This is a genomic window from Bradyrhizobium sp. B025, from assembly GCF_042257955.1.
GTDB lineage: Bacteria > Pseudomonadota > Alphaproteobacteria > Rhizobiales > Xanthobacteraceae > Bradyrhizobium > Bradyrhizobium diazoefficiens.
Genome location: NZ_CP170150.1, coordinates 812,501 through 838,235, shown reverse-complemented (window position 1 = coordinate 838,235; position 25,735 = coordinate 812,501). Strand labels below are relative to the sequence as shown.

The 25,735-nt window shown below is 64.3% G+C and carries 22 protein-coding genes (1 of these 22 only partly in view); 11 read left to right on the top strand and 11 right to left on the bottom strand.

The window, feature by feature from the left end:
- The 5 genes from ACE10W_RS03975 to ACE10W_RS03955 form a co-directional block, all read right to left on the bottom strand.
- Window positions 1-1,179, bottom strand: a complete 1,179-nt coding sequence (locus tag ACE10W_RS03975) for an ABC transporter permease (RefSeq protein ID WP_028173513.1) — start codon at window positions 1,177-1,179, stop codon at window positions 1-3.
- The gene (locus ACE10W_RS03970) at window positions 1,179-2,288 is read right to left on the bottom strand and encodes a microcin C ABC transporter permease YejB (RefSeq protein ID WP_011084243.1); all 1,110 of its coding nucleotides are present in this window, start codon (window positions 2,286-2,288) and stop codon (window positions 1,179-1,181) included. The genes ACE10W_RS03975 and ACE10W_RS03970 overlap by 1 nt, the downstream gene beginning before the upstream one ends.
- 2 nt (window positions 2,289-2,290) lie before the next feature.
- Window positions 2,291-4,177, bottom strand: a complete 1,887-nt coding sequence (locus ACE10W_RS03965) for an extracellular solute-binding protein (protein WP_304550835.1) — start codon at window positions 4,175-4,177, stop codon at window positions 2,291-2,293.
- Between the two features lie 14 nt (window positions 4,178-4,191).
- A complete protein-coding gene (locus ACE10W_RS03960; protein WP_304550834.1) occupies window positions 4,192-6,108 on the bottom strand; it encodes an extracellular solute-binding protein in 1,917 nt (638 codons plus the stop codon).
- Window positions 6,109-6,318: 210 nt separating this feature from the next.
- A complete protein-coding gene (locus tag ACE10W_RS03955) occupies window positions 6,319-6,873 on the bottom strand; it encodes a cytochrome c family protein (protein WP_011084240.1) in 555 nt (184 codons plus the stop codon).
- Between the two features lie 220 nt (window positions 6,874-7,093).
- On the opposite strand from ACE10W_RS03955, the gene ACE10W_RS03950 reads away from it, so the two are divergent.
- Window positions 7,094-7,834 (top strand): 3-deoxy-manno-octulosonate cytidylyltransferase, encoded by a 741-nt coding sequence (locus ACE10W_RS03950; protein ID WP_011084239.1) that lies wholly within the window; start codon window positions 7,094-7,096, stop codon window positions 7,832-7,834.
- 21 nt (window positions 7,835-7,855) lie between these two features.
- Complete coding sequence (locus tag ACE10W_RS03945; protein ID WP_028173517.1) at window positions 7,856-8,716, top strand: prephenate dehydratase; 861 nt, start codon at window positions 7,856-7,858, stop codon at window positions 8,714-8,716.
- Between the two features lie 91 nt (window positions 8,717-8,807).
- Here ACE10W_RS03945 and ACE10W_RS03940 read toward each other — a convergent pair whose 3' ends face one another.
- Window positions 8,808-9,821, bottom strand: a complete 1,014-nt coding sequence (locus ACE10W_RS03940; protein ID WP_304550833.1) for an LLM class flavin-dependent oxidoreductase — start codon at window positions 9,819-9,821, stop codon at window positions 8,808-8,810.
- Between the two features lie 384 nt (window positions 9,822-10,205).
- Here ACE10W_RS03940 and metF point away from each other — a divergent pair, with 384 nt between their 5' ends.
- From metF to ACE10W_RS03915, 5 genes are all read left to right on the top strand, one after another.
- A complete protein-coding gene (gene metF / locus ACE10W_RS03935; RefSeq protein ID WP_304550832.1) occupies window positions 10,206-11,126 on the top strand; it encodes a methylenetetrahydrofolate reductase [NAD(P)H] in 921 nt (306 codons plus the stop codon).
- A 6-nt stretch (window positions 11,127-11,132) separates the two neighbouring features.
- Window positions 11,133-14,990: a methionine synthase gene (metH, locus tag ACE10W_RS03930; RefSeq protein ID WP_304550831.1), complete on the top strand. Its 3,858-nt coding sequence runs from the start codon at window positions 11,133-11,135 to the stop codon at window positions 14,988-14,990.
- A gap of 504 nt (window positions 14,991-15,494) precedes the next feature.
- Window positions 15,495-15,626: a hypothetical protein gene (locus ACE10W_RS03925; protein ID WP_277996652.1), complete on the top strand. Its 132-nt coding sequence runs from the start codon at window positions 15,495-15,497 to the stop codon at window positions 15,624-15,626.
- Window positions 15,627-15,682: 56 nt separating this feature from the next.
- The gene (locus ACE10W_RS03920; protein WP_244423869.1) at window positions 15,683-16,375 is read left to right on the top strand and encodes a hypothetical protein; all 693 of its coding nucleotides are present in this window, start codon (window positions 15,683-15,685) and stop codon (window positions 16,373-16,375) included.
- A 358-nt stretch (window positions 16,376-16,733) separates the two neighbouring features.
- Window positions 16,734-17,741 carry a DUF3592 domain-containing protein gene (locus ACE10W_RS03915; protein WP_304550830.1) on the top strand — a complete coding sequence of 336 codons (1,008 nt, stop codon included), beginning with the start codon at window positions 16,734-16,736 and terminating at the stop codon, window positions 17,739-17,741.
- 16 nt (window positions 17,742-17,757) lie between these two features.
- Here the strand turns inward: ACE10W_RS03915 and ACE10W_RS03910 are convergent, their stop codons facing one another.
- Together ACE10W_RS03910 and ACE10W_RS03905 are read right to left on the bottom strand one after the other, a co-directional pair.
- Window positions 17,758-18,387 (bottom strand): glutathione S-transferase family protein, encoded by a 630-nt coding sequence (locus ACE10W_RS03910; protein WP_304550829.1) that lies wholly within the window; start codon window positions 18,385-18,387, stop codon window positions 17,758-17,760.
- A gap of 131 nt (window positions 18,388-18,518) precedes the next feature.
- Window positions 18,519-18,821 (bottom strand): helix-turn-helix transcriptional regulator, encoded by a 303-nt coding sequence (locus ACE10W_RS03905; RefSeq protein ID WP_011084231.1) that lies wholly within the window; start codon window positions 18,819-18,821, stop codon window positions 18,519-18,521.
- 27 nt (window positions 18,822-18,848) lie between these two features.
- Between ACE10W_RS03905 and ACE10W_RS03900 the strand changes: the two genes are divergently transcribed.
- The gene (locus tag ACE10W_RS03900) at window positions 18,849-19,832 is read left to right on the top strand and encodes a threonine/serine dehydratase (RefSeq protein ID WP_304550828.1); all 984 of its coding nucleotides are present in this window, start codon (window positions 18,849-18,851) and stop codon (window positions 19,830-19,832) included.
- 141 nt (window positions 19,833-19,973) lie between these two features.
- The gene (locus ACE10W_RS03895; protein ID WP_304550827.1) at window positions 19,974-20,252 is read left to right on the top strand and encodes a DUF6636 domain-containing protein; all 279 of its coding nucleotides are present in this window, start codon (window positions 19,974-19,976) and stop codon (window positions 20,250-20,252) included.
- A gap of 437 nt (window positions 20,253-20,689) precedes the next feature.
- Here ACE10W_RS03895 and ACE10W_RS03890 read toward each other — a convergent pair whose 3' ends face one another.
- Both ACE10W_RS03890 and glpK read right to left on the bottom strand, forming a co-directional pair.
- On the bottom strand, window positions 20,690-21,283 hold the full coding sequence (locus tag ACE10W_RS03890) for an N-acetyltransferase (protein ID WP_304550826.1): 594 nt from the start codon (window positions 21,281-21,283) through the stop codon (window positions 20,690-20,692).
- 243 nt (window positions 21,284-21,526) lie between these two features.
- A complete protein-coding gene (gene glpK, locus ACE10W_RS03885) occupies window positions 21,527-23,029 on the bottom strand; it encodes a glycerol kinase GlpK (protein WP_011084227.1) in 1,503 nt (500 codons plus the stop codon).
- Between the two features lie 185 nt (window positions 23,030-23,214).
- Between glpK and ACE10W_RS03880 the strand changes: the two genes are divergently transcribed.
- Together ACE10W_RS03880 and ACE10W_RS03875 are read left to right on the top strand one after the other, a co-directional pair.
- Window positions 23,215-24,573 (top strand): MBOAT family protein, encoded by a 1,359-nt coding sequence (locus ACE10W_RS03880; RefSeq protein ID WP_304550825.1) that lies wholly within the window; start codon window positions 23,215-23,217, stop codon window positions 24,571-24,573.
- A gap of 11 nt (window positions 24,574-24,584) precedes the next feature.
- Window positions 24,585-25,472, top strand: coding sequence for a hypothetical protein (locus tag ACE10W_RS03875; protein ID WP_304550824.1), 888 nt, complete (start codon window positions 24,585-24,587; stop codon window positions 25,470-25,472).
- 3 nt (window positions 25,473-25,475) lie between these two features.
- Here the strand turns inward: ACE10W_RS03875 and ACE10W_RS03870 are convergent, their stop codons facing one another.
- Window positions 25,476-25,735: the 3' portion of an SDR family NAD(P)-dependent oxidoreductase gene (locus tag ACE10W_RS03870; RefSeq protein WP_304550823.1), read on the bottom strand. It continues 514 nt past the right edge of the window; the window shows 260 of its 774 coding nt (coding positions 515-774); its start codon lies off the right edge, out of view; the stop codon is at window positions 25,476-25,478.

Sequence of the window (25,735 nt, the reverse complement as noted above, 5' to 3'; positions counted from 1 at the left end):
TTACCTGAACGTCTTGCGCGGATCGAAGGCGTCGCGCACGGCTTCGCCGATGAAGATCAGGAGCGACAGCATGATCGCGACCGAGAAGAAGCCGGAGAAACCGAGCCACGGCGCCTGCACGTTGGACTTGGCCTGTGACAGCAGCTCGCCGAGCGATGGTGAGCCCGGCGGCAGGCCGAAGCCAAGGAAGTCGAGTGCCGTCAGCGTCATCACCGACGAGGAGACGATGAACGGCAGGAACGTCATGGTCGCGACCATCGCGTTCGGCAGCAGGTGACGGAACATGATGACCGGGTTGGAGACGCCGAGCGCGCGGGCGGCCTGGATGTATTCGAAGTTGCGCCCGCGCAGGAACTCGGCCCGCACGAGACCGACCAGCGAGACCCAGGAGAACAGCAGCAGGATGCCGAGCAGCACGAAGAAGCCGGGCACGAGGACCGAGGACAGGATCAAGAGAAGATAGAGCGACGGAATTGCCGTCCATATCTCGATGAAGCGCTGGAAGATGAGATCGACCCGGCCGCCGAAATAGCCCTGCACCGCTCCCGCTGCGATGCCGATGACGGATGAGATGATCGTGAGGCAAAGGCCGAACAGCACCGAGATGCGGAAGCCATAGATCAGCCGCGCCACCACGTCGCGCCCCTGGTCGTCCGTACCTAACCAGTTGTATTCGAGGTCGCGGCAGCTCTTCAGCCCCTTCTTCTCGACCACCGGCTTGCATTGCGCTTCGGTGAGCATCCAGGTCGGCGGCGACGGCGCCGGCGTCGGCAAGTCGAGATTGTGGGTGTCGTAGGAATAGCGGATCAGGGGCCAGACGATGGCGCCGCCCTTGTCCTTGATGAGCTTCTGCAAGTAGGGGTCGCGGTAGTCGGCCGCCGTCTCGAAATCGCCGCCGAAGGTGGTTTCCGAATAGGTCACGAAGGCGGGCCAATAGAGACGGCCGTCGAATTTGACCAGGAAAGGTCGATCGTTGGCGATCAGCTCGGCGAACAGCGAGATCACGAAGAGGGCGATGAATATCCAGAACGACCAATAGCCGCGGCGGTTGGCCTTGAAGTTCTGCCATCGCCGCCTGTTCAGCGGCGAAGGCGCGAACGGCTTTCGCGTGATCGGAACGATCTCGCCCAGCGGAGACTGGGTCGTGGTCTCGATCGGCGTCGGCGCGATAACCGTCATCAGACCTCCCGCGCCTCGAAATCGATCCGGGGGTCGATCCACATATAGGTCAGGTCGGAGATCAGGTTGATCACGAGGCCGACCAACGAAAAGATGTAGAGCGTGCCGAACACCACGGGATAGTCGCGGTTGAGCACGCTCTCGAAGCTCAGCAGCCCGAGCCCGTCCAGCGAGAAGATGGTCTCGATCAGAAGCGAGCCTGAGAAGAAGGCGTGGATGAAGGTCCCGGGGAATCCGGCGATCACGATCAGCATCGCATTGCGGAAGACGTGGCCGTAAAGCACCCGGCCCTCGCTGCAGCCCTTGGCGCGCGCGGTCATGACGTATTGCTTGCGAATCTCGTCCAAAAACGAATTCTTGGTCAGGAACGTCATGGTGGTGAACGCGCCGAGCCCCATGGCGATCAGAGGCAGCGTCAGGTGCCAGAAATAATCGAGGATCTTCCAGTACCAGGGAAACTGCGACCAGCCGTCCGAAGTCAGTCCGCGCAGCGGGAACCAGTTAAAGAAGGAGCCGCCGGCAAACAGGATGATGAGGAGGATTGCGAACAGAAAGCCGGGAATGGCATAGCCCAGCACGAGAATGGTCGACGTCCAGGTGTCAAACCGCGTGCCGTCCTTCACCGCCTTGCGGATGCCGAGCGGAATCGAGATCAGATAGGTGATCAGCGTCAACCAGATGCCGAGCGAAATCGAGACCGGCAGCTTCTCCTTGATCAGCTGAATCACGCTGACGTCGCGAAAATAGCTCTTGCCGAAATCGAAGCGGGCGAAATTCCACACCATCAGCGCGAAGCGTTCCGGTGCGGGCTTGTCGAAGCCGAATTGCGCCTCCAGCTTCTTGATGAAATCAGGATCGAGCCCCTGCGCGCCGCGATATTTCGAGTTGATGGAATCGCCGCCCGCGCCGACTTGCCCCGGCGCACGCTGCGCAAAGTCGCTACCGCCCGAAATGCGCGAGGTGCCGCCGGTATCGGCGCCGGAGAGTTGCGCAATCACGCGCTCGACAGGACCGCCAGGCGCGAACTGCACGACGACGAAGGAGACGAAGAGGATCCCGAGCAATGTCGGGATCATCAGGAGGATGCGGCGGGCGATATACGCGCTCATGACTATTTCGCCTGCTCGAGCTTGGCCGCCTTGGCGCGGTCGGACCACCAGATGTCGGGAGCGCCTACGCCGTTGGCGTAACGCGGCAGCTTCGGCGGATGACCGAATAGATCCCAATAAGCGAGCCGGTGCGTCTTGTTATACCACTGCGGCACCCAATAGCGGCCGGCGCGAAACAGCCGATCGAAGGCCCGGCAAGCGATCGTCAAGTCCTCGCGGTTGTCGGCCGCCATGATCTTCTCGATCATGGCGTCGATGGCCGGGCTGGCAACGCCGGCGAGATTGTACGAGCCCCTGGTGTTCGCAACCTGCGATGAGAAGAACGCGCGCATGGCATCGCCCGGCGTCGCCGACATGCTGAAACGCTGGATCGTCATGTCGAAGTCGAAATCTTCCTGGCGCGCCTTGTGTTGCACGGCATCGACGAGGCGCACGCTCGCTTCGATGCCGAGCGTGCCCAGGTTCTTGATGTAGGGCGCATGGTGCGGCTGGAAGGAGGGCTCGTCCAGCAGGAACTCGATCCTGAAGACGTCGCCGTTCGGCAGCACCCGTTTGCCGTCCTTGATCGGCACGCCGGCCTCGCTCAGCAGTTGCTGCGCCTTGCGCAACAGGCTTCGATCCTGCCCGGAGCCGTCCGAGACCGGCGGCGTGAACGGTGCTGCGAACACTTCATCGGGAACCTGACCGCGAAACGGCTCCAGCAGCTTCAGTTCTTCCGGCGAAGGCGCGCTGTCTCCCGCCATGAGATCGGAGTTCTGGAACGGCGATACCGTACGGGCATAGGCGCCGTACATGATGGTCTTGTTGGTCCATTCAAAGTCGAAGGCATTGATCAGGGCCTCGCGCACGCGCGGGTCTTTGAACTTCTCGCGCCGCGTGTTGATGAACCAGCCTTGCGCGCCGGACGGCGTGTCGTCGGGTACGGTTTCGAGCTTGACGCGATTATCCTTCACGGCCGGAAAGTCATAGCGTGTCGCCCAGATGCGGGAGGTGAACTCTTCGCGGTAAAGATAACTCTTGCCGGTAAAGCCCTCGAAGGCGACATCGCGATCGCGATAGAACTCATAGCGCACGACGTCGAAATTGTAGCTGCCGCGGCAAACCGGCAGATCGGCGGCCCACCAGTCCTTCACCCGCTCGTATTCGATGTAACGATTGACCTCGAACCTGCCGACCTTGTACGGACCCGAGCCCAGCGGAATCTCCAGCGACGTTTCGTCGAACGGGCGGGACGCATAGTACGCCTTCGAGAAGATCGGCAGGCTCGCGACATAGAGCGGCACGTCGCGCGCGCGTCCCTTGGCAAAGGTGACGACCAGCGTCGCGTCGTCGATCGCCTCCGCGCTGACCATGTCACGCATCTGCACGATGATCAGCGGATGGCCCTTGGTCTTCAGCGCCGTCAGCGAAAACGCCGCATCATGAGCAGTGAGCTTGGTGCCGTCGTGGAATTTCGCCTCGGGCCGCATCGTGAAGCGATAGACCAGCCTGTCCGGCGATATCCGCACGGATTTGGCGGCAAGGCCGTACATCGCGTCCGGCTCGTCGTTGGCGCGCACCATCAGCGGCACGAACGTCATGTCCATGCCTTGCGCGCCATCACCCTTCAGGATGAAGGCGTTGAGCGAGTTGAAGGTCTGGTAGGATTGGTTGTACGCCTTCACCGACGGGATGAGCGAGAACGTGCCGCCCTTCGGCGCGTCCAGATTGACGTAGTCGAAATGACGGAAGCCGGCGGGATATTTGAGATCGCCGAATGCCGAAATGCCGTGCGCCTCGGTCCCCGCCTCCGAAGCACGCGCGCCGCGCAGCAGCGGTGCGCCAAGGGATGCACCGAGGGCGCCGCCGGCACCCAAAACAAGCACATGGCGGCGTGACATCTGCGTCATGCGGGAAATGTCCTTCACGACTTCTTTGCGATCCGCGCCGCCTTGTCTGCGTCGTACCACCAGATGAACGGGAAGCCGGACTGACCGTATCTGGGCAATTCCGACGGCCGGCCGAAGCGGTCCCAGCGCGCGGTGCGCACCTTCGTATAGGTCCACTGCGGCACGACATAGTGATTCCACAGCAGCACGCGATCGAGCGCCTTGGTCGCTGCGACGAGATCGTCGCGATCCCTGGCGTAGATCACCCGCTCGATCAGCTTGTCGATCGCCGGATTCTTGATGCCGGCAATGTTGCGCGAACCGGCGATGTCGGCCGTCTTGGACGACCAGAATTCGCGCTGCTCGTTGCCCGGCGACTGCGACTCGCCCCACGAGTTGGTGACGATGTCGAAATCCCACTCGCGTGTCCTGTTCTCGTACTGGGTGGGATCGACCGTCCGCACGCTGACGGCGATGCCGAGCCGCTCCAGCGACGGCTTGTAGAACAGCGTGATCCGCTCGAAGCTCGGATCGGAATTCAGCAATTCCACGGAGAACTGTGTGCCGGTCTTGACGTCGATCAGCTTGCGGTCGCGCACCTCATAGCCGGCCTCCTTGAACAGGCGCAGCGCCTCGCGCAGATTGTCGCGAACGGCTTCCGGACTGCCGCCAACCGGATTGGTATAGGCCGTCGTGAAGACTTCGGGCGGGACCTCGGAGCGGACGGTTTCGAGGATCTCGAGCTCCTTGCCCTGCGGCAAGCCGGTCGCCATGAGATCTTCGATGCCGTCGAAATAGCTGCTGATGCGCTTGTACTGACCGTAGAATATCTGCTTGTTCATCTCCTCGAAATCGAACGCGTAGTTGAGCGCACGGCGCACGCGGGGATCGCTGAACTTGGCGCGGCGCAGGTTCGGCACGAAGGCCTGCATCACGCCCGAGCTGCGATTTGCGAACTCCTCGAGGATCACGCGCTTTTCGGTGACGGCCGGGAAGTCGTAGGCAGTCGCCCAGTTCTTGGCGCTGTTCTCGGTGCGCCAATCCACCTGGTCAGCCTTGAAAGCCTCGATCGCGACGGTGGCGTCGCGGAAATACTCGTAGCGCAGCTCGTCGAAATTGTTGCGGCCGACATTGGCGGGCAGGTCGCGGCCCCAATAGTCCTTGACGCGCTCGAGCGCGATCGATCGTCCGGCAACGAATTCCTTGACCCTGTAGGGGCCGGAGCCAAGCGGCACTTCGAGCGTGGTGGCGGAAACATCGCGCTTGCGGCCCTGCGCGTCCGTTCCCTCCCACCAGTGCTTCGGCAGGACCGTGAGCTGCCCGACAATCTGCGGCAGCTCGCGATTGCCCGGCGCGTCGAACACGAATTTGACCTCGCGCTCGCCGACCTTTTCGGCCTTCACCACATGACTGTAGTACGCCGAGTACATCGGATGGTGCTTCTTGAAGGAATCGAGCGAGAAGATCACGTCATCCGCGGTCACCGGCTTGCCGTCATGCCATTTGGCTTGCGACCGCAACCGGTAGGTGACGAAGGAGAAATCGTCCGGGTGGCTGACGGCTTCGGCCAGCGCGCCGTATTCGGTCGAGACTTCGTCGAGCGCGGGCGTCAGCAGGGATTCGTAGATGAATGCGACGGCTCCGGAAACCTGGCCCTTCACACCGGAGACGACGATGTTGAAATTGTCGAACGTGCCGACCGCGATCTGGCGCGCGACCCCGCCCTTGGGCGCTTCCGGATTGACGTAGTCGAAGCGCTTGAAGTCGGCGGGGTACTTGACCTTTCCGAACAGCGACAACGCATGGCGCCAAGGGAACGCGCTTGAAGCCGCTTCTCCGGCAGATTGCGCCGCGGCCGTGCCGATGACGGGAACGCCCGCGACGGAACCGAGGGCGGGGAGCGCTGCAGCCGCAGTGCCGGTGAGCAGGAGATCGCGTCGGGTAATGGCCAAATCAACATTCCTGTCTTGAAGGAGGCTACTCCTTTAAGTTCCCAATATAGGCGAGGTTTCGACGGAATATGTTGCTTTTTCCTCATCTTGGTAGCCGGCCGCGCCATTCGCTGCGGCCAAACGCCCCGATAACGACCTCGCGAGGCCCGGATAAGGAAACGGCCAGGCTTTTCAGCCTGGCCGCATATTCCAAGACAGGTTTTTAAGGCCTTACTTCGACGCCGTCGGCAGCGGCTTGGGATGCTCCGACAGCGAATTCAGATAGGCGATGACATCGGCGCGCTCGGAATCCTTGGGAATGCCGGCGAAGCCCATCGCGGTGCCCGGGATGAAGCCCTTCGGATTGGCGATGAACTTGTTGAGGTCGTCGAACGTCCAGGTGCCGCCCTTGCCCTTCATGGCCGCCGAGAAGTTGAAGCCATTGCGGCCCTCGCCCCGTGCCTCGCCGACGACGCCATAGAGGTTCGGACCGACGCGATTCGGACCGCCCTTCTCGAAGGTGTGGCAGGCGCCGCACTTCTTGGCGGCGGCAGCGCCCTTCTCGACCGAGGCGGTCTGGAGCAACTTCTCAATGGGTTCGGAAGCCGCAGCGGCAGCGCCGCCTTCCTTGCCGTGGCCGGCGTCTTCCTTCACGGCGATCTCGAAGCCCGGCTTTTCCGGCATCTTGGGCGAGAACAGCGCATTCGCGGTGAAGCTCGTGACCAGCAGGATGAGACAGGTGCCGAGCACGGCACCGAGAATCTTATTGAGTTCGAAAGAGTCCATTTCCGGCCAGGCCCCACACCGCTGAGAAGGATTGAGCGGCCGGGCGGCCGCCAGGACGAGCCCCGGGAGAATCACACGTTCCTTGTCTTTCCCCCGAGTTTTGCCATTGAGATATCGGTTTGCCCGGGGTCTGGCAACCCGTATAAGCGACCCGGCTTTGAACCCGTCCCCACCCCATTTCTCGGCGCGGAAAACGCCCCGTTTCCAGGCTCTTGACCCGATGACCGATCCCCGCATCCTGGTGCTGATCCCGGCCCGCATGGCCGCCACCCGCCTGCCCGGCAAGCCGCTCGCCGATATCGCGGGCCTGCCGATGATCGTGCATGTGCTGCGCCGTGCGGAAGCCGCCGGCATCGGCCGGGTCGCTGTGGCTACCGACACGCCGGAGATCGCGGCCGTCGTAGCAGCCCATGGCGGCGAGGCCGTGATGACCCGCACCACACACCCCTCCGGCTCGGACCGCATCCACGAGGCCATGCAGAAGCTCGATCCCGAGGGCAAGGCGGAGATCGTGATCAATCTCCAGGGCGATTTCCCGACGATCACGCCGCAGACCATCCGCGAGGTGCTGCCGCCCTTTGCCGACCCCGCGGTCGACATCGTGACCCTGGCCTCGCAGATCCACACCGAGGAGGAGGACCTCGCGCCGAGCGTCGTGAAGGCCGTCGGCTCGCCGATCGGGCCGCGGCGGCTGCGGGCACTATATTTCACCCGCGCCACGGCCCCTTACGGCAACGGACCGCGCTACCACCACATCGGCCTTTACGCCTACCGCCGCGCTGCGCTGGAGCGGTTCGTGTCGCTGCCGCCTTCGCCCCTAGAACTTCAGGAAAGCCTGGAACAACTCCGGGCGGTGGAGGCCGGCATGCGCATCGACATCATGATCGTCGACAGCGTGCCCCGCGGCGTCGACACACCGCCCGATCTCGAAACCGCCCGCAGCATCCTTTCCAAATCCTGAGCCGCTGCTACAAGGCCGATCATGAGCAAGCTGAAAATCGCATTCCAGGGCGAACCCGGAGCCAATTCCCACATCGCCATCGTCGAGGCCTATCCCGACGCCGAGCCGATGCCCTGCGCCACCTTCGAGGACGCCCTGTCGGCGATCTCGTCGGGCGAGGCCGATCTCGGCATGATCCCGATCGAGAACTCGGTCGCCGGCCGCGTCGCCGACATCCATCACCTCCTGCCGGCCTCCGGCCTCTTCATCATCGGCGAATGGTTTCTGCCGGTCCGCCATCAGCTGATGGCGGTGAAGGGGACCAAGATCTCCGACATCAAGTCCGTCGAGAGCCATGTCCATGCGCTCGGCCAGTGCCGGCGCATCATCCGCAAGCTCGGCATCAAGCCGATCGTGCACGCCGACACCGCCGGCAGCGCACGCGACATCTCCGAGCGCAAGGACAAGACGGTCGCCGCGATCGCCTCGCGCCTGGCCGCAAAGATCTACGGCCTCGACATCCTCGCCGAGGATATCGAGGACGAGGCCCACAACACCACGCGCTTCGTGGTGCTGGCGCGCGAGCCGAAATGGGCCGCGCAAGGGTCGGGCCCGCTGGTCACCACGTTTGTCTTCCGGGTGCGCAACTTGCCGGCCGCGCTCTACAAGGCGCTCGGCGGCTTTGCCACCAATGGCGTCAACATGACCAAGCTCGAGAGCTACATGGTCGACGGCAATTTCTTCGCCACGCAGTTTTATGCCGACGTCGACGGCCATCCTGAAGACAAGGGCCTCGCCTTCGCGATCGAGGAGCTGAAATTCTTCTCGCGCGAATTCCGCATCGTCGGCGTGTATCCGGGGCACCCGTTCCGCGCGACGTTCAGCGAGACGCAGCAGGATTGATGCCGTCGTTCCGGGGCACGCAAAGCGTGAACCCGGAACCTCGAGATTCCGGGTTCGATGCTTCGCATCGCCCCGGAATGACGGTGAGTGCTTACGCCGCCTTCGCCAATCCGAACGCCGCCGCCAGCAGCGAATACGACTTCTTTCGCGCCTCGTGGTCGTACACCGCCGTGATCACCATCAATTCGTCCGGCTTGCTGGAATCGATCAGCGGCTGGAGCTTCTTCTGCGTGGTCGCAGGGCTGCCGACGAACAGGCGCGAGCGGTTGCGGGCGATCGAGATGCGCTCGGCGTCGGAGTAGGGATAGGCCAACGCCTCCTCGACGCTCGGCAGCGGCAGATACTGGCCGCGGTCGCGGCGCAGGCGATTGAGGTCGAAGGATGTCGCGAGCTTTTCAGCTTCCTCGTCAGTCTCCGCCGCGATGACGGCGACGGCAAGGATCGCGTGCGGCGTGGCGCGCCAGGCCGAGGGCTGGAAGCGGTTGCGGTAATGCACCATCGCATCGATCGCATCATGGGACGCAAAATGATGCGCGAAGGCGAAGCCCATGCCGACTTGCGCGGCGAGCTCCGACGAATAATCGCTGGAGCCGAGCAGCCAGATCGGCGGCAGCTTGGTGTCGTCGGGCATCGCGACGACGTTGTTGTAGGGATGGCCCGACGGAAATTCTCTCGTCTCCCACAAGATCAGTTCGTGCAGCCGCTCCAGAAAATCGTCGCCCTCGCGGCGATCGAGCCGGCTGCGCAGCGCGTAGGCCGTGGCACCATCGGTACCGGGCGCGCGGCCGAGGCCCAGGTCGATGCGGCCGGGAAACAGCGCCTCCAGCATCTTGAAGCGCTCGGCCACCACCAGCGGCGCGTGGTTGGGCAGCATTACCCCGCCGGAGCCGACGCGGATCTGCTTCGTCACCGCCGCGATCTGCCCGATCATCACGTCGGGCGCCGGGCTCGCGACGGAGGCGAGGTTGTGATGCTCGGCGAGCCAGTAGCGGACATAGCCGAGCCCATCGACATGCTTCGCCAGATCGATGCTGTTGCGCAGCGCCGCGGCGGGTTTTGTGCCTGTGGTGACGACGGAGAGGTCAAGGACTGAGAGCGGGATCATGGCGCGCTAACGTAGTGGAGGGCTGCGCGGCGGCAATGGGCAGACAGCGCAGGTCTGGCGTGTGCGGACCGCGAGCCGATACGCCCCGCCAGACGAAGCGTTGGGACAGACAACATTGGCGTGACGTTGGATTCCATCCTGCCCATCGCGACGATCAACCATTTGACTACCGCAATTCGAAATATATTATTGATTTTGCATAGTTTATTGAATTTGCGCACTTCCCACAATTCATTCCGAAGGCACAAAAATTCAACACATCTCGGGCCAAGTGGGCCATTTCCCATCCCCGATGGGCTGTCGAGTGCGGCCGCGTTGGCTTATCTTAGCAGCTCCTGATCTAGACCTGACCGCAGGCCGCGAAGACCCGGAGTGAGTGGTGCCATGACTGATCTGACGAAGCCTGCGACAGCCGACGGGCAAGACGGGCACCTGAAGCGGCCTGCGATCTCCTTCGAGTTCTTTCCGCCCAAGACCGAGGAGATGGAGCGCAATCTCTGGGAGACCATCAACCGGCTCGCCCCGCTCGACCCGAAATTCGTCTCGGTGACCTACGGCGCCGGCGGCTCGACCCGCGAGCGCACCCATTCGACCATCGCCCGCATCCTCAAGGAGACCGCGCTGCTGCCGGCCGCGCACCTGACCTGCGTCGGCGCCTCGCGCGGCGAGATCGACGAGATCGTCGACCGCTACCACGAGGTCGGCGTCCGCCACATCGTCGGCTTGCGCGGCGATCCGCCCGGCGGCATCGGCACGCCCTATTCCAGCCATCCCGACGGCTACCAGAGCTCCGCCGATCTCGTCGCGGGCATCAAGAAACGCCACGCCGACATCGAAGTGTCGGTGTCCGCCTATCCCGAGAAGCACCCCGAAGCGCGCGATTTCGACGCCGACATCGACACGCTCAAGGCCAAGGTCGATGCAGGCGCGACCCGCGCGATCACGCAGGTATTTTTCGATAACGACCTCTACTTCCGCTATCTCGACCGCGTCCGCGCCCGCGGGATCAACATCCCCGTCGTGCCGGGCATCATGCCCATGCACAATTTCAAGCAGGCGAGAGCCTTCGTCACGCGCGCCGGGACATCCGTGCCGGACTGGCTCGCGGAGAAATTCGAGGGCCTGGACGACGACGCCGAGACCCGCAAGCTCGTGGCGGCCACCGTCGCCGCCGGCCAGGTGCAGAAGCTGGCGAAGCACGGCGTCGACACCTTCCATTTCTACACCATGAACCGCGCCGATCTCGTGTTCGCGATCAGCCATTTGCTCGGCATTCGCGCCAAGAGCGCGCAGAAGGCGGCGTAAGACAACATGACCGTACCCACCTCTCCCAAGCGAACTGCCCTGCTCAACGCCGCGCACGAGCGTATTCTTGTGCTCGACGGCGCCATGGGCACGATGATCCAGAACCTCCAGCTCGACGAGGCCGCCTTCCGCGGCGAGCGCTTCAAGAACTTCCACCGCGACCTGCGCGGCAACAACGATTTGCTGATCCTGACCCAGCCGCAGGCGATCGAGGACATCCACGCCGCGTACCTTCGCGCCGGCGCCGACATCGTCGCGACCAACACCTTCTCCACCACGTCGATCGCGCAGGCCGATTACGACCTCACCGACATCGTCTACGAGATGGCGCGCGAAGGCGCCCGCCTCGCCGGCAATGCCGCACGCCGCGTCGAGGCTGAGGACGGCAAGCCGCGCTTCGTCGCCGGTGCGATCGGTCCGACCAACCGCACCGCCTCGATCTCGCCTGACGTGTCCAACCCCGGCTACCGCGCCGTCACCTTCGACGATCTGCGCAAGTCCTATGGCGAGCAGATCAACGGCATGCTCGACGGCGGCGTCGACCTGCTGCTGGTCGAGACCATCTTCGATACGCTGAACGCCAAGGCGGCGCTCTACGCCATCGCCGAGATCACCGAAGCGCGCGGCATCGACATGCCGGTGATGGTGTCGGGCACCATCACCGACAAATCCGGCCGCCTGCTCTCAGGCCAGATGCCGGAGGCGTTCTGGAATTCGGTGCGGCACGCAAAGCCTGTGACCATCGGCTTCAACTGCGCGCTCGGCGCCGAAGATCTGCGCGCCCATATCGCCGACATCGGGCGCGTCGCCGACACGCTTGTCTGCGCTTACCCCAATGCCGGCCTGCCCAACGAGTTCGGCCAGTATGACGAGACGCCGGAATACATGGCGCGCCTGGTCGGCGAGTTCGCGCGTGATGGCCTCGTCAACATCGTCGGCGGCTGCTGCGGCACCACGCCGGATCATATTGCCGCAATCGCCGCGGCCGTTGCCCCGCACAAGCCGCGCATCGTGCCGGAGATCGAGCCTCGCTTGAGGCTCTCCGGCCTCGAGCCCTTCATTCTGACCCACGCCATTCCCTTCGTGAACGTCGGCGAGCGCACCAACGTCACGGGCTCCGCACGCTTTCGCAAACTGATCACCGCCGGCGACTACACGGCCGCGCTGCAAGTCGCACGCGACCAGGTCGAGAACGGCGCGCAGATCATCGACGTCAACATGGACGAGGGCCTGCTCGACTCCGAAGCGGCGATGGTGACGTTCCTCAACCTCGTCGCCGCCGAGCCCGACATCGCCCGCGTCCCCGTGATGGTCGACAGCTCGAAATTCTCGGTGATCGAGGCCGGCCTGAAATGCGTGCAGGGCAAGCCGGTCGTCAACTCGATCTCGATGAAGGAAGGCGAGGAGAAGTTCATCCACGAGGCCAAGATCGCCCGCCGTCATGGCGCGGCTGTCGTGGTCATGGCCTTCGACGAGGTCGGCCAGGCCGATACGTTCGCGCGCAAGACCGAGATCTGCAAGCGCGCCTACGACATCCTGGTGAACCGCGTCGGCTTCCCGCCGGAAGACATCATCTTCGATCCGAACATCTTCGCGATCGCGACCGGCATCGAGGAGCACAACAATTACGGCGTCGACTTCATCGAGGCGACGCGCTGGATTCGCCAGAACCTGCCGGGCGCCCACATTTCTGGTGGTGTGTCCAACCTCTCGTTCTCGTTCCGCGGCAACGAGCCGGTGCGCGAGGCCATGCACTCGGTGTTCCTGTATCATGCCATCAAGGCCGGCATGGACATGGGCATCGTCAATGCCGGGCAGATGATCGTCTATGACGACATCGATCCGGAGCTGCGCCAGGTGTGCGAGGACGTCATCCTCAACCGCGATCCGGGCGCATCGGAGCGGCTGCTGGCGCTTGCGGAAAAATTCCGCGGCAACAAGACCCAGACCAAGGAGGCCGACCTCGCCTGGCGCGAATGGCCGGTGGCGAAGCGGCTGTCGCATTCGCTGGTGCACGGCATCACCGAGTTCATCGAAGTGGATACCGAGGAAGCGCGCAAGGCGTCGTCGCGTCCGCTCGACGTCATCGAAGGCCCGCTGATGGCCGGCATGAACGTCGTCGGCGACCTCTTCGGCGACGGCAAGATGTTCCTGCCGCAGGTGGTGAAGTCCGCCCGCGTCATGAAGCAGGCGGTCGCCTGGCTGATGCCGTTCATGGAGGAAGAGAAGGCGCGCAACCTCGCCAACGGCATCGGCACCGAAGGCTCCTCGTCCGCCGGCAAGATCGTGCTCGCGACCGTCAAGGGCGACGTCCACGACATCGGCAAGAACATCGTCGGCATCGTGCTCCAGTGCAACAATTTCGAGGTCATCGACCTCGGCGTGATGGTGCCCGCCGCCAAGATCGTCGAGACCGTGAAGGCGGAGAAGGCCGACATCGTCGGCCTGTCCGGCCTGATCACGCCCTCGCTCGACGAGATGGCGTTCTTCGCCGGCGAATTGCAGCGTGAGGGCTTGAAGCTGCCGCTGCTGATCGGCGGCGCCACCACGAGCCGCGTGCATACCGCGGTCAAGATCGACCCGAGCTACCGCGCCGGTCCCGTCGTGCACGTCAACGACGCCAGCCGTGCCGTCGGCGTCGCCTCCGCGCTGCTCTCGCCGGAGAAGCGCGTGGCCTATGCCGCCGAGGTGCGCGCCGAATACGCCAAGATCTCCGACGCGCATCTGCGCGCGCAGGCCGACAAGAAGCGGCTGAAGCTGGCAGACGCCCGCAAGAACCGCGTGCCGGTCGATTTTGCCGCGAACAAGCCGGTGAAGCCGACCTTCCTCGGCACCAAGAGCTTTGACGCATACGATCTCGCCGAGCTCGTGCCCTATATCGACTGGACGCCGTTCTTCCAGACCTGGGAGCTCGCCGGCCGCTTCCCCGCGATCCTCGACGACGCCAAGGTCGGCGAGGTCGCGCGCTCGCTCTATGACGACGCGCGCAAGATGCTCGACCTGATCGTCAAGGAGAAATGGTTCCGGGCGCGCGCCACCGTCGGCTTCTGGCCGGCGAACGCGGTCGGCGACGACATCGCGCTGTACGCCGACGAGAGCCGGACCAAGCAGATCGCGACGCTGCACACGCTGCGTCAGCAGCTCGAGAAGCGCGAGGGCCGTTTCAACGCGGCGCTCGCCGACTTCATCGCGCCGGTCGACACGGGCGTGCCCGATTATGTCGGCGGCTTCGTCGTCACCGCCGGGATCGGCGAGGATGCGGTCGCCGACCGCTTCAAGATGGCGAACGACGACTACTCCTCGATCCTGTGCAAGGCGCTGGCCGATCGCCTCGCCGAGGCCTTTGCCGAACGCATGCACGCGCGCGTGCGCCGCGAGTTCTGGGCCTATGCGCCGGACGAGGCGCTCTCCTGCGACGATCTGATCCTGGAAAAATACCGGGGCATCCGTCCCGCGCCGGGCTATCCCGCGCAGCCCGATCACACCGAGAAGGCGACGCTGTTCGAGCTGCTCGATGCCGAGGCCACGGCCGGCGTGAAGCTGACCGAGAGCTTTGCGATGTGGCCGGGCTCCTCTGTGTCCGGGCTCTATTTCGCGAACCCCGCGAGCTATTATTTCGGCGTCGGCAAGATCGAGCGCGATCAGGTCGAAGACTACGCCGCGCGCAAGGGCATGACGGTCACGGAGGCCGAGCGCTGGCTCGCGCCGGTGCTGAACTACATCCCGGCGCGAGAGGGGACCGACAAGGCCTTCGCGGCGACGCCGGCGAACGACGAGACGTCAAAGGACCTCGCCTCGCATCCGCCGGGCTGCACTTGCGCGGTGCACCTCGTCTGGCAGAAGAAGCGCGCGGGAGCGGGATAGACCCGCCTCTAAATCAAAAATGCGAAAACAACCCCATGCACAGTAGGGATGGGGTTGAAAGGCCTGAGGAATTTCGGTCTTACCGAAGCGGCTTGCGACGTCGGGCAAAACACCAGTAATATGCGATCATCGTCAACCGTGCCTGTCGTCGTCGGTTGGAAGCGCGCACCACACCTTCGGTGTCGTCCTGGCGGAAGCCAGGACCCATACCGCGTGATCCATCGGTGGGTATCGCTAGCAATACCGAACAACGAATCTTCGCCAAACTGCTCCCTGGGGTAATGGGTCCTGGCTTTCGCCAGGACGACATTGGGGAGCCTACATGTAGCGCCAACCGCTGCACGAATTCTTGGACGCGGTGTCCCTTGGCAACGCTCCGCCTCAACGGCCCACGCATCAACGGAACCCGCCGCGTGTGAACTCGTTCACTTGTCCGCTCAACCTTGATTCGCTAATCTATCGGCCTACTACCTTCAAACCGACGGTTTGCTTGGGATCGAACATATGAAGCAGTTCATTGCACTGTTCGTCGCCGCGATCGCCCTTGTCGTCCTGCCCACGATTGCCGCGGCGGACTGTCCGAAAGGCTACGTGCCATGCGGCGAACGAAGTCAGTTGTGCTGCCCGGGAAAATAGCCAGCCGCAAATGGCTTTGGCTTGGTAGCGGGGTATTTGTCGCGATCGGCCTGGTGATGGTCGCAGTCTTCGTCGGAATCCCGCGCAAGAAGCAGACGATCACGGCCATCCTCTCCGAGACCGGATATTTCGAGGTGGTGCCGCCGAGCACGTTCGGCGGTCCCGGCACGATCAACACGATCGAGTATCTGAGCAACGGCCGGCTGGAACTGCATCCGACCTGCGATGTCGACCCTGCGCTCCTGGCCAGCAAGATCCAGAAATCACGGACCGTCGACCGGGACTTGAAGCAAACGCTCGAGAAGAAACTCGACGTTTCGGCCGAGGTCAGGGAGAAGCTGTCGGCTGTCGCCGGGATGCAGCAGGTCGAAGCGGTCAACCTCAAGCTCGAGAACGCCAACATCCTGCTGATTTCCGACGAGTCGCTGATCTCGGCCCGGAACGCATTGCTGAAGGCGGAATGCGAGGACGCGGTGGCCCAGAACGTGTCGAGTGGCGGCGTCGTGTGCCAGACGCGGTCCGTTCTGGAGGCCGATGTCGTCTACGAGATCAAATATCACAACAAGATCTCGATGGAGGAGAAGGCCAAGCTGACATCCGAGATCGCAGCGAAACTCGACCTGGACGTCCATCAGGGCGCGGACGACAAGGTGTCCGGCTCTCAATTGTTCTTCGGCATAAGACTGTCGCCCAATCCGATCGTCCTGAACACCGCGGCTGGCGAGATCAAGCCCTGTTCGCGGAAATAAGGCCTGCGTTCCGCGCTTCATCCCCTCGGCGGCAGGGCAATCGCATTTAAGGCCGTTGCGCTGCGGCCCATCCTTCGAGACGCCCGCCTTTGGCGGGCCCTCAGGATGAGGACGGAGTGCGCGGCAGCAATTTCGACCGGCAAAGATGCCCCTCAGCCTCATCCTGAGGAGACCGCTGGAAGCAGTCGTCTCGAAGGACGAGGCGTGCGCTCAGGCCCCCGCCAGGAAGTCACATGCGATAGTCCTGCCTTCGGCGGCAGCAGCGATTGCACGATCTCCCGAAAAGGCGGCAGTGCCGTGAACGCAACGCGCGCTCGCCGCGACCAATGGCGATCGCCGCCGAGGAGCCGGGAATCGGATGCTGGACGCCCAACAATTGATGTGGACGCAGATCGCCGCCGGCATCTCGGTGCTGCTGTTTGGATTGATGCTGTTCAATCTGGTCCGCATGCGGGGCCGGATGCAGGCCGCGCGGAGCTGGGACAAGGTGGAGGGCATCATCACGATCTCAAGGGTCGATCAGCCGGCGACGCACGCCTCGGACGATCGGAACGACGCCAAGCCTGTCATCCGCTATCGCTATCAGGCCGGCGGCCAGGAGCTGGAAAGCGACAAGGTCTTTGTCGGCGGCCCCGCCATCACGACGAGGGTACTGGCCGCAAAACTGATCGGACGATATCCGGTCGGCGCGCATGTCGACGTCCATGTCGATCCGAAGCAACCGACCGAGGCGTTGCTCGAACCTGCTGCCGCGCAGAACGTCGCGGCACTGGTGGCGTTCACAATCGTGTTCGGCTTCATTGCCACCACCCTCACCGCGCATTCGCTCGCGGGTCACGTGCTCTACACAAACAACGGCGTTCCGCTGTTCGCGTTCGCGTTGCCGATCATCGTGCTCGTAGGCGGCGTGTTCTGCGTCGCAGAGTATGTCCGGACGCGCCGGCTGGCGAGCGCCAGCCTGCGCTGGCCGACCGCGGCTGGCAGGGTCACCCGTTGCGACGTGATCGAGGAAATCATCGAGGAGAAGAGCGACGACGACGACAAGTCGCGGTCCAGCAAGCTCCAGCACCGCTATCAGGTCGACCTGCGCTACGCCTACAGGGTCGACAAGCGCGACTTCATCGGCACCGAGGTCGATTGGGGCGGCACCATGATCTCCGGGCTGCGCGAGGTCGCCGAAAAGGCCGCAGCGAAATATCGTCCCGGGCAGAACGTCAAAGTTTATTACGATCCGGAACGACCGGGACATGCGGTGCTGGAGCCTGCGAGCCGGGAGGGCGCGCTGGGGCCGCTGATCGGTGCCGCGGTCTGCGCGGTCGTCGGAGGTCTTTTCCTGACAATCCTGATCAAGGTCGGGTTCGCATAGAGGCGCTTGATGCGGCTCACCCCTTCGGCGGTGCCAACGGCTGCACGATCTCCTGGAATGGCGTCAGCGCCTCGCAGCGCTCGGCATGCGCCGCGAGCGCCGGATAGCGCGCCGCGTCGAACAATTGCGGATGCGCCTCGCGGGTAAAGCGCACGACGCAGGCCACCGCGATATCGACGTGGCCAATGCGGTCGCCCAGCCAGTATGGCGTCGTCACCTTGGCGCGCTCGGCGTCCAGCACGCCGAGCACGTCGCCGATCTGCGCCTGGCAGCGCTCGACCCACAGCGCAAGCTGCTCCTTCCGCAGCACGCGCTCATAGAGCAGGCTCACCGCCTTGTCGCCGAGACCGGAAGCGAGCGCGCAGATGCGCAGGTGCTGTCGTCGCTCGGCGCCGCTGCGCGGCAGCATCGCCTTGCCCTCGCCGACCAGCTCATCGAGATATTCGAGGATGATCGCGCTCTCGATCAGCGCCTCGCCGTCGTCGAGCACCAGCGTCGGGACGCGGCGCAGCGGATTATAGGGCGCGATCTTGTCGGCATCGCCGAAGGTGGACCACGGCCTGTGCTCGAAGGAGAGCCCGTAAAGCCGTAGCGCAATCGCGACGCGGCGGACGAAGGGGGAGTCGTATTGGCCGATCAGGAACATGGTTCGCGCTCACTCGTTGGAACACGGCAGGGCCGGTCAGTTTCCACGACAAGATCGGCGCGGCGCAAGAAAGAAGATGGAAATGGAGCATTGCGTCGGGTGCAACGTCGCCTGCAGCAACATCTGCGCGATCAAAGGCCGTCCTGGATCGAGCGCTTGATGGCGGCGATCGCGGTTTCGTTGCGCCTGTACATCGTCCACTGCTTGATCCGCTTGGCGCGCACCAGCTTTGCGGCGGTCAGGACCCGCATGTGCTCGCTCAGGGTCGGCGCGCTGACACCGAGCTTCTCTGCGATCAGCAATCCGCAGACGCCGTCATCGACCAGATCGCCATCGGCCTGCTCGCGAAAATGCTTCCGCGGATCCCGCAACCAGTCCAGGATCTGCAGGCGGCGCTCGTTGGCCAGCGCGCGCAGGGCGACAGTGACTTTCATTTAGTCATTTTGCTAATTACCTAATTGATGTCAACTCTCCGATGCGCTATAAGGAACGGCATCATGACAGCGACAATGGACATCACGCGGGAGCGGATTGCGGCGACCGAGGCCGTCATTCGTCCGCACATAAGGCGCACGCCACTCGTTATGGCCGATCTTGCCGATTTCGGCCTGCCGGCGGCACCCATCACGTTCAAGCTCGAGATGCTGCAGCATTCCGGATCCTTCAAGGCGCGGGGCGCTTTTGCCAACCTGCTGCTGCGGCCGGTGCCGGAGGCGGGCGTGGTCGCCGCATCCGGCGGCAATCACGGGGCGGCGGTCGCCTACGCGGCGCAGCGGCTCGGCATCCCCGCCACGATCTTCGTGCCCGACATCACCTCGCCAGCCAAGGCCGAGCGGATCAAGGGGAATGGTGCGAAACTCGTGATCGCGGGCAGCCGCTACGCCGATGCGCTCGCCGCGAGCGAAGCGCATGTCGCACGGACCGGTGCGATGGCCGTTCACGCCTACGACCAGGCCGAAACCCTGCTCGGCCAGGGCAGCGTCGCCCTGGAGCTGGAGCAGGACGCGCCCGGCATCGATACGCTGCTGGTGGCGGTCGGCGGCGGCGGCCTGATCGGCGGCATCGCGGCGTGGTACGCTGGCAGGACGCGTGTTGTTGCGATCGAGCCGGAGCAGTCACCGACCCTGCACGCCGCTATCGCGGCGGGAGCACCGGTCGATGCGCCGGCCGGCGGCCTCGCCGCCGACAGCCTCGCGCCGCGGCGCGTCGGTGAATTGATGTTCCCGATCGCGCAGGCCCATGTCGAGCGGGTCGTTCTGGTCAGCGACGAGGCGATCCGGCAGGCGCAGGCAGCGCTGTGGTCGAGCCTGCGTCTCGTGGCCGAGCCCGGCGGCGCAGCCGCATTTGCCGCGCTACTGTCCGGCCGCTATCGTCCCTCACCCGGCGAACGCGTCGCAGTGCTGCTCTGCGGCGCCAACACCACGGCGGTGAAGTTCGACGGCTAGTCTCAAGCGGGATTGCATGATCGGGCTCCGCGCCGTCGTCCTGGCATCGACCCTGCTTCTGTTGATCGGAGCCGGCGCCGCAAGCGCCGAGGGCCGTCGAAAAACATCGTCTGCCAGTTCTTCATCGACAACGGACAAGGCGTGCTCCGCTGCGACATCCTGAACATGGAGACGCGCCCGCGCCGGCCCGCTGACTGCGATCTCGATTACGGCCACGCCTTCGAGATGAGCGCGAAGGGCAACGCGGAGCGCATCTGCGCCGGCGACACGGTGATGGACCCATCGCTGCCGGTGCTCGCCTATGGCGAGGTGTGGCGGCGGGCGGGGTTCACGTGCCGCTCGGAGCAGGCGGGGCTCACCTGCTTCAACGCCATGCAGCACGGGTTCTCGCTGGCAAGGGGGAAGCAGGAGTTGTTTTGACGAGCCGTAGCCCGCATGGAGCGGAGCGGAATGCGGGGAAACCGCCCCGGATTTCGCTGCGTTCCATCGGGCTACGAATTCGCGGCTTGCCGTCATTCCGGGGCGCGCGGAGCGCGAACCCGGAATCCATCGTGCACCGTCTCATGCGGACAAAATGGATTCCGGGCTCGCGCCAAGTGGCGCGCCCCGGAATGACGGCGAGGAGCGAGGCGTAGCGCGCATGGAGCGGAATGCGGGGACATCGTCTGGGATTACGCTTGGCTCCGTCGGGGCTACGGCGCCATCACGCGTTGATGTGCCGATTCGAAGAGCGAGGGCGGCGCCCACACTCCGTCATTGCGAGCGCAGCGAAGCAATCCAGGATCTTTCCGCGGAAACAGCCTGGATTGCTTCGTCGCAAGGGCTCCTCGCAATGACGGTGGGGCGGCAGCCGCGCACTATTCGATAATCGGCACGTGCTTCGCCGCCATCCGCGGCGCCGTGCCATCGAGACGTGGATCATCGGCGATCTCGATCTGGCGGCGGAAGGGGCGGAAGCCGGAGCGCTGATAGAATTCGACGGCGGAGGGATGGTCGAAGGTGCAGGTGTGCACCCAGACGCGGTGCAGCTCGCGCGACCAGGCCAGCTCCAGTGCGCGGTTCATCAGGAAGCGGGCGGCGCCTGTCCCGATCAGGCCGGCGGTGACGCCGAAATAGACCAGCTCGCACTGGCCGGCCTCGCGGAAATCCAGCTCCAGCAGGCCCTCGTCGCGGCCGTCCGCGACCAGGGCGTAGACCTCGACGCCCGGCGCGTGGATGACTGCGGCGAGCTCGGCATCGTTCATGCGCGGTCGCGAGAACCACAGCCAATCCTCACCGACGCGGCGGAAGAGATCGCGATACCAATGAAGCGCGGGCGCGTCGGCCTTGCGCAGGGTCCAGGCGCCGGGAGGATCGTCACGGCGCGCAGGAGGTGCGGTCATCTCAAGATGCGTGACGACGGCGGCGATCTTGCCGGCGGGGATGTCGGAATAACCGTCGGGAAGGATCATTCGTGCTTGTTCCGATTCATCGCGAGAGGCTCCAGAGCGGCGCTACACACTCCATTGTCGTCCCGGACAAGCGTAAGCGCAGATCCGGGCCCCATAACCACGACTGTTCGTGGCGCGAAGACGCCCACTCCGAGCTTTCGCAAAACTTCTCCCTGCGGGTATGGGTCCCGGCCTTCGCCGAGACGACGGTAGGGTTTGGGGCCGCGTTCCTTCGCCGCACTTTCATCGCGGCTTTAGGCGCGCTCACGCCCCCTCGTCGCTCGCCAGCACGCCCTTCACCGCCCGCGCCCAGCCCGCGAGCTTCCGCTCGCGCGTCGCCTCGCTCATGTTCGGCTTGAAGCGGTGCTCGAGGCGCCAGTTGTCGGCGAATTTGGTCGGCTCGGGATAGACGCCGGCATTGAGGCCGGCGAGATAGGCGGCGCCGAGGGCGGTGGTCTCCTGGATCACGGGGCGATCGACCGGCGCATCGAGGAGATCGGCGAGGCGCTGCATGGTCCAGTCCGACGCGGTCATGCCGCCGTCAACGCGCAGCACGACGCTGGCGGTTTCCGAGCTCGGCCAGTCGGCGCGCATCGCGGCCCAGAGGTCGAAGGTCTGGTAGCAGACACTCTCCAGCGCTGCATGCGCGAGCTCGGCAGGTCCCGTGTTGCGGGTGAGGCCGAACAGCGCGCCGCGCACGCGCGGATTCCAGTAGGGCGCGCCCATGCCGACGAAGGCGGGGACCAGATAGACGCTCTGCATGGAGTCGGACTGATCAGCAAGAGGTCCGGTCTCGGCGGCGTGCTTGATGATGCCGAGGCCGTCGCGCAGCCACTGCACCGCGCTGCCGGCGACGAAGATCGAGCCTTCGAGCGCATAGGTACGTTTGCCGTCGAGCTGGTAGGCGACGGTGGTGAGCAGCTTGTTCTTCGACACCACGGGCGTGGTGCCGGTGTTGAGCAGCGCGAAGCAGCCGGTGCCGTAGGTGGACTTCATCATACCCGGGCGGAAGCAGGCCTGGCCGATGGTCGCGGCCTGCTGGTCGCCGGCGATGCCGGAGATCGCGATCGCGCCGCCGAACAGGTCGGGCACGCTCTCACCGAAACGGGCGGACGAATCCTTCACCTCGGGCAGCATCGAGCGCGGCACGCCGATGATCTCCAGGAGCTCGTCGTCCCACTGGCCAGTGTGGATGTTGAACAGCAGCGTGCGCGAGGCGTTGGTGGCGTCGGTGGCGTGGACCTTGCCGCCGGTGAGGCGCCAGAGCAGGTAGCAGTCGACGGTGCCGAACATCAGCTCGCCGCGCGCGGCGCGGGCACGCGCGCCGGGCACGTGGTCGAGGATCCAGGCGACCTTGGTGCCGGAGAAATAGGGATCGATAATCAGGCCGGTCTTCTCGGAGATGACAGGCTCGCGGCCGTCGGCCTTGAGTTTCGCGCAGATGTCGGCGGTGCGCCGGTCCTGCCAGACGATGGCGCGGTGCACGGCCTGCCCAGTGGCGCGGTCCCACACCACGGTGGTCTCGCGCTGGTTGGTGATGCCGATCGCGGCGATGTCCTTCGCGCTGATGCCAGCCTGCGCGATCGCATCGCGGCAGACCATCACGGTCGAGGTCCAGATGTCCTCCGGCTCGTGCTCGACCCAGCCCGAGGCCGGAAAATGCTGCGGAAACTCGGCTTGCGCACGCGCAGCAATCGAGATGTCGCTGCGGAACACGATCGCGCGCGAGGAGGTGGTGCCCTGGTCGATGGCGAGGACGAAAGACATGGTAGCTACCTTGGCGTTCTCTTGGTGGCGTTCATTGTGTTGCGCCAAAAGGAGCGGATTAGAGCGGGAAGGTCAAGGCCGCCACGCCCGCCAAGGCGGTTGACGGTGCACCGCCCGGGCGAGCCGGGAGGCTAGGACAGCGGGAGCGAAGATGATACATGCCGGGCCGGGTAAATCGGGGCGACATGACATTCACTTCCTTTCAGTTTGGCCTCTTCGTCGCGATCGTGTTCGGCGCCTATTATCTGCCGCCTTTACGCCGCTTCCAGGTCCAGCTGCTGGTGCTTGCGAGCCTGGTGTTCTATGGTTCGGGTCAGCCAGCGCTGCTGCCTCTGCTGCTCCTCGCCGTGCTCGGGACCCATCTCTGTCTGGTGCTGGCCTTCGACAACCGCGCGATCTGGATGCCGGCTGGAATCGTCTTCAATCTCGCGCTGCTGGCGTTCTTCAAATACAAATTTCTGCTCGTCGATGCGTCCACGGCTTACCCGATCGGCTTCGCGCCGGTGGATTTCCTGTTGCGGCTGCCGCTGCCGATCGGCATCTCCTTCTTCGTGTTCCACAACATCAGCCTTCTGGTCGACCTCACGCGCGAGAAACGGCCGCCGACGCTGCGGGACGTCTTCCTCTACATCATCTTCTTTCCGCAGTTGGTGTCGGGACCGATCACGCGCGCGGGCCAGTTTATGCCGCAGATCGTCCCCAAACAGCTCTCCAATGTCGATTTCGCGGAAGCCGCCAAATGGATCCTGACCGGCTTCTTCTTCAAGCTCTACGTCGCCAACAATCTCAACGAGATGACGTCCTACATGGACTATCCGCTCTACGAGACGGTGGCCACGCAGGACCGCTGGCTGCTCGTGTTCCTGTACAGCTACCAGATCTATGCCGACTTCTTCGGCTATTCGGCAATCGCGCTCGGCCTCGGGCTGCTGTTCGGCTACCGCCTGCCGGTCAACTTCGACTTGCCCTACATCTCGGCTTCGTTCTCCGAGTTCTGGACGCGCTGGCACATCTCGTTGTCCGTTTGGCTCAGGACCTATCTCTACATCCCGCTCGGCGGCAACAGGAAGGGACCGGCTAGAACCGGCCTCAATCTGATGATCGTGATGACGCTTGGCGGCCTCTGGCACGGCGCGAGCCTGAGCTACGCATTGTGGGGCATGCTGCACGGCCTCCTGCTCGTCGTCGAGCGGCCGTTTCTGAAGGTGCTGGGCGAAGCCGGCCCTGTCGTGCGCGTCGCCCGCGTGGGCGTCGTCTTCTTCTGCGTGACGATGCTGTGGATCTTCTTCAAGCTGCCGAGCTTCGATCACGCGCTCGGCTACCTCGCAGGCATGTTCACGCCGACGGACAATCCCAATCCGACAAAACTGTTTCGTAGCATGGCCCTGCTCTACGCCCTTCCCGTTCTCATCCAGCATCTCGGCCTCGGTGCGCTCGCCAGTGGCAGGTTGCGGCGATGGGAGCCGTATCTCTATGGTGCGCTTGCGGCATTGGCCTATCTCGAGGCGGGGCCAGACGCCGCCTTCATCTATTTCCAGTTCTGATGATGGCACAGATGTCCGGACTTCCATGGTTGATCAGATGTGCGGCTGCAGCCGTCGCGCTGCTGCTGGTCTGCGGTCTTGCCACCGCGCGGTTCGGCTCCGCGCTCGAGCAGCCGTCGGTCACGACCCGCGACGGCAGCCGCATCACCCTCAATCGCTATCTGAGAGAGCCGGTCCCAGACGTCGTGCTGGTCGGCAGCTCGGTCGCCTGGCGTCTCAAGGAGGAATATTTCTCGCTTCCCCGCTTCCGCAATCTCGCGCTGGCCGGAGGCTCGCCGGTCACCGTCCTCGAGATCCTCGCGAAACAGCCGAGCTTGCCGAAGATTATCCTGATCGAGACGAACGTCCTATCGCGCGAGCCCGACAGCGAGCTGATCGGACAATTCTCCGGTAGCGCGCGCGCGGAAGCGCCGTTCCTGCGCCCCGTGCGCACAGCGGTTGCGGCCTATGAGAGGTGGAATCACGCGCCGCCCAATCCCGCACAGGCTCGCGCCGAGCAGGATCGCCTGCTCAAGGAACCGCCGAGCACGTTCGACAACAAGGCCTATCTCGACCTGGCGCTGCGACAGATGAATGAAGGTGAGGCGACAGGGCCGGTGCGCGTCAATGTCGCGCGCACCAGAGAGCTGATCGACGACGTCCAGCGGCGTGGATCCCGTGCCTTCCTGATCGAGATTCCGTTCGAGGCCGGGATCGAGGACTCCCGCCTCGTCGCCATGAGCAAGGCGATTGTCCACGCAGCTTTTCCGGATCAGTCGCTGTGGCTACCGATCAATCCGCCGCGGGGCCAATTGCGCTGGGCCGATGGTGTGCATCTCGACGAGCGATCGGCTCTGATCGTCGTGCGCGCCATCGAAAGCGCGCTCGCCGAACGCGACGGCCTACGCCGGGACAAGTGACGGCTACACCGCCGCCGTCGTCACGCCGCCGTCGATGACGATGGTCTGGCCGGTCATGAAGCTCGACGCGTCGGAGGCGAGATAGGCCACGGCGCCGGCGATCTCGTCGGGCTCGCCGATGCGGCGCAGCGGCGTGGTGGCGGTGCGGCGCTTCAGCATGGCTTCGTCTTCCCACAGCGCGCGGGCGAAGTCGGTCTTGACGAGGCCGGGCGCGATGCAGTTGACGCGGATGCCTTTCGGGCCCCATTCGCCGGCGAGCGAGC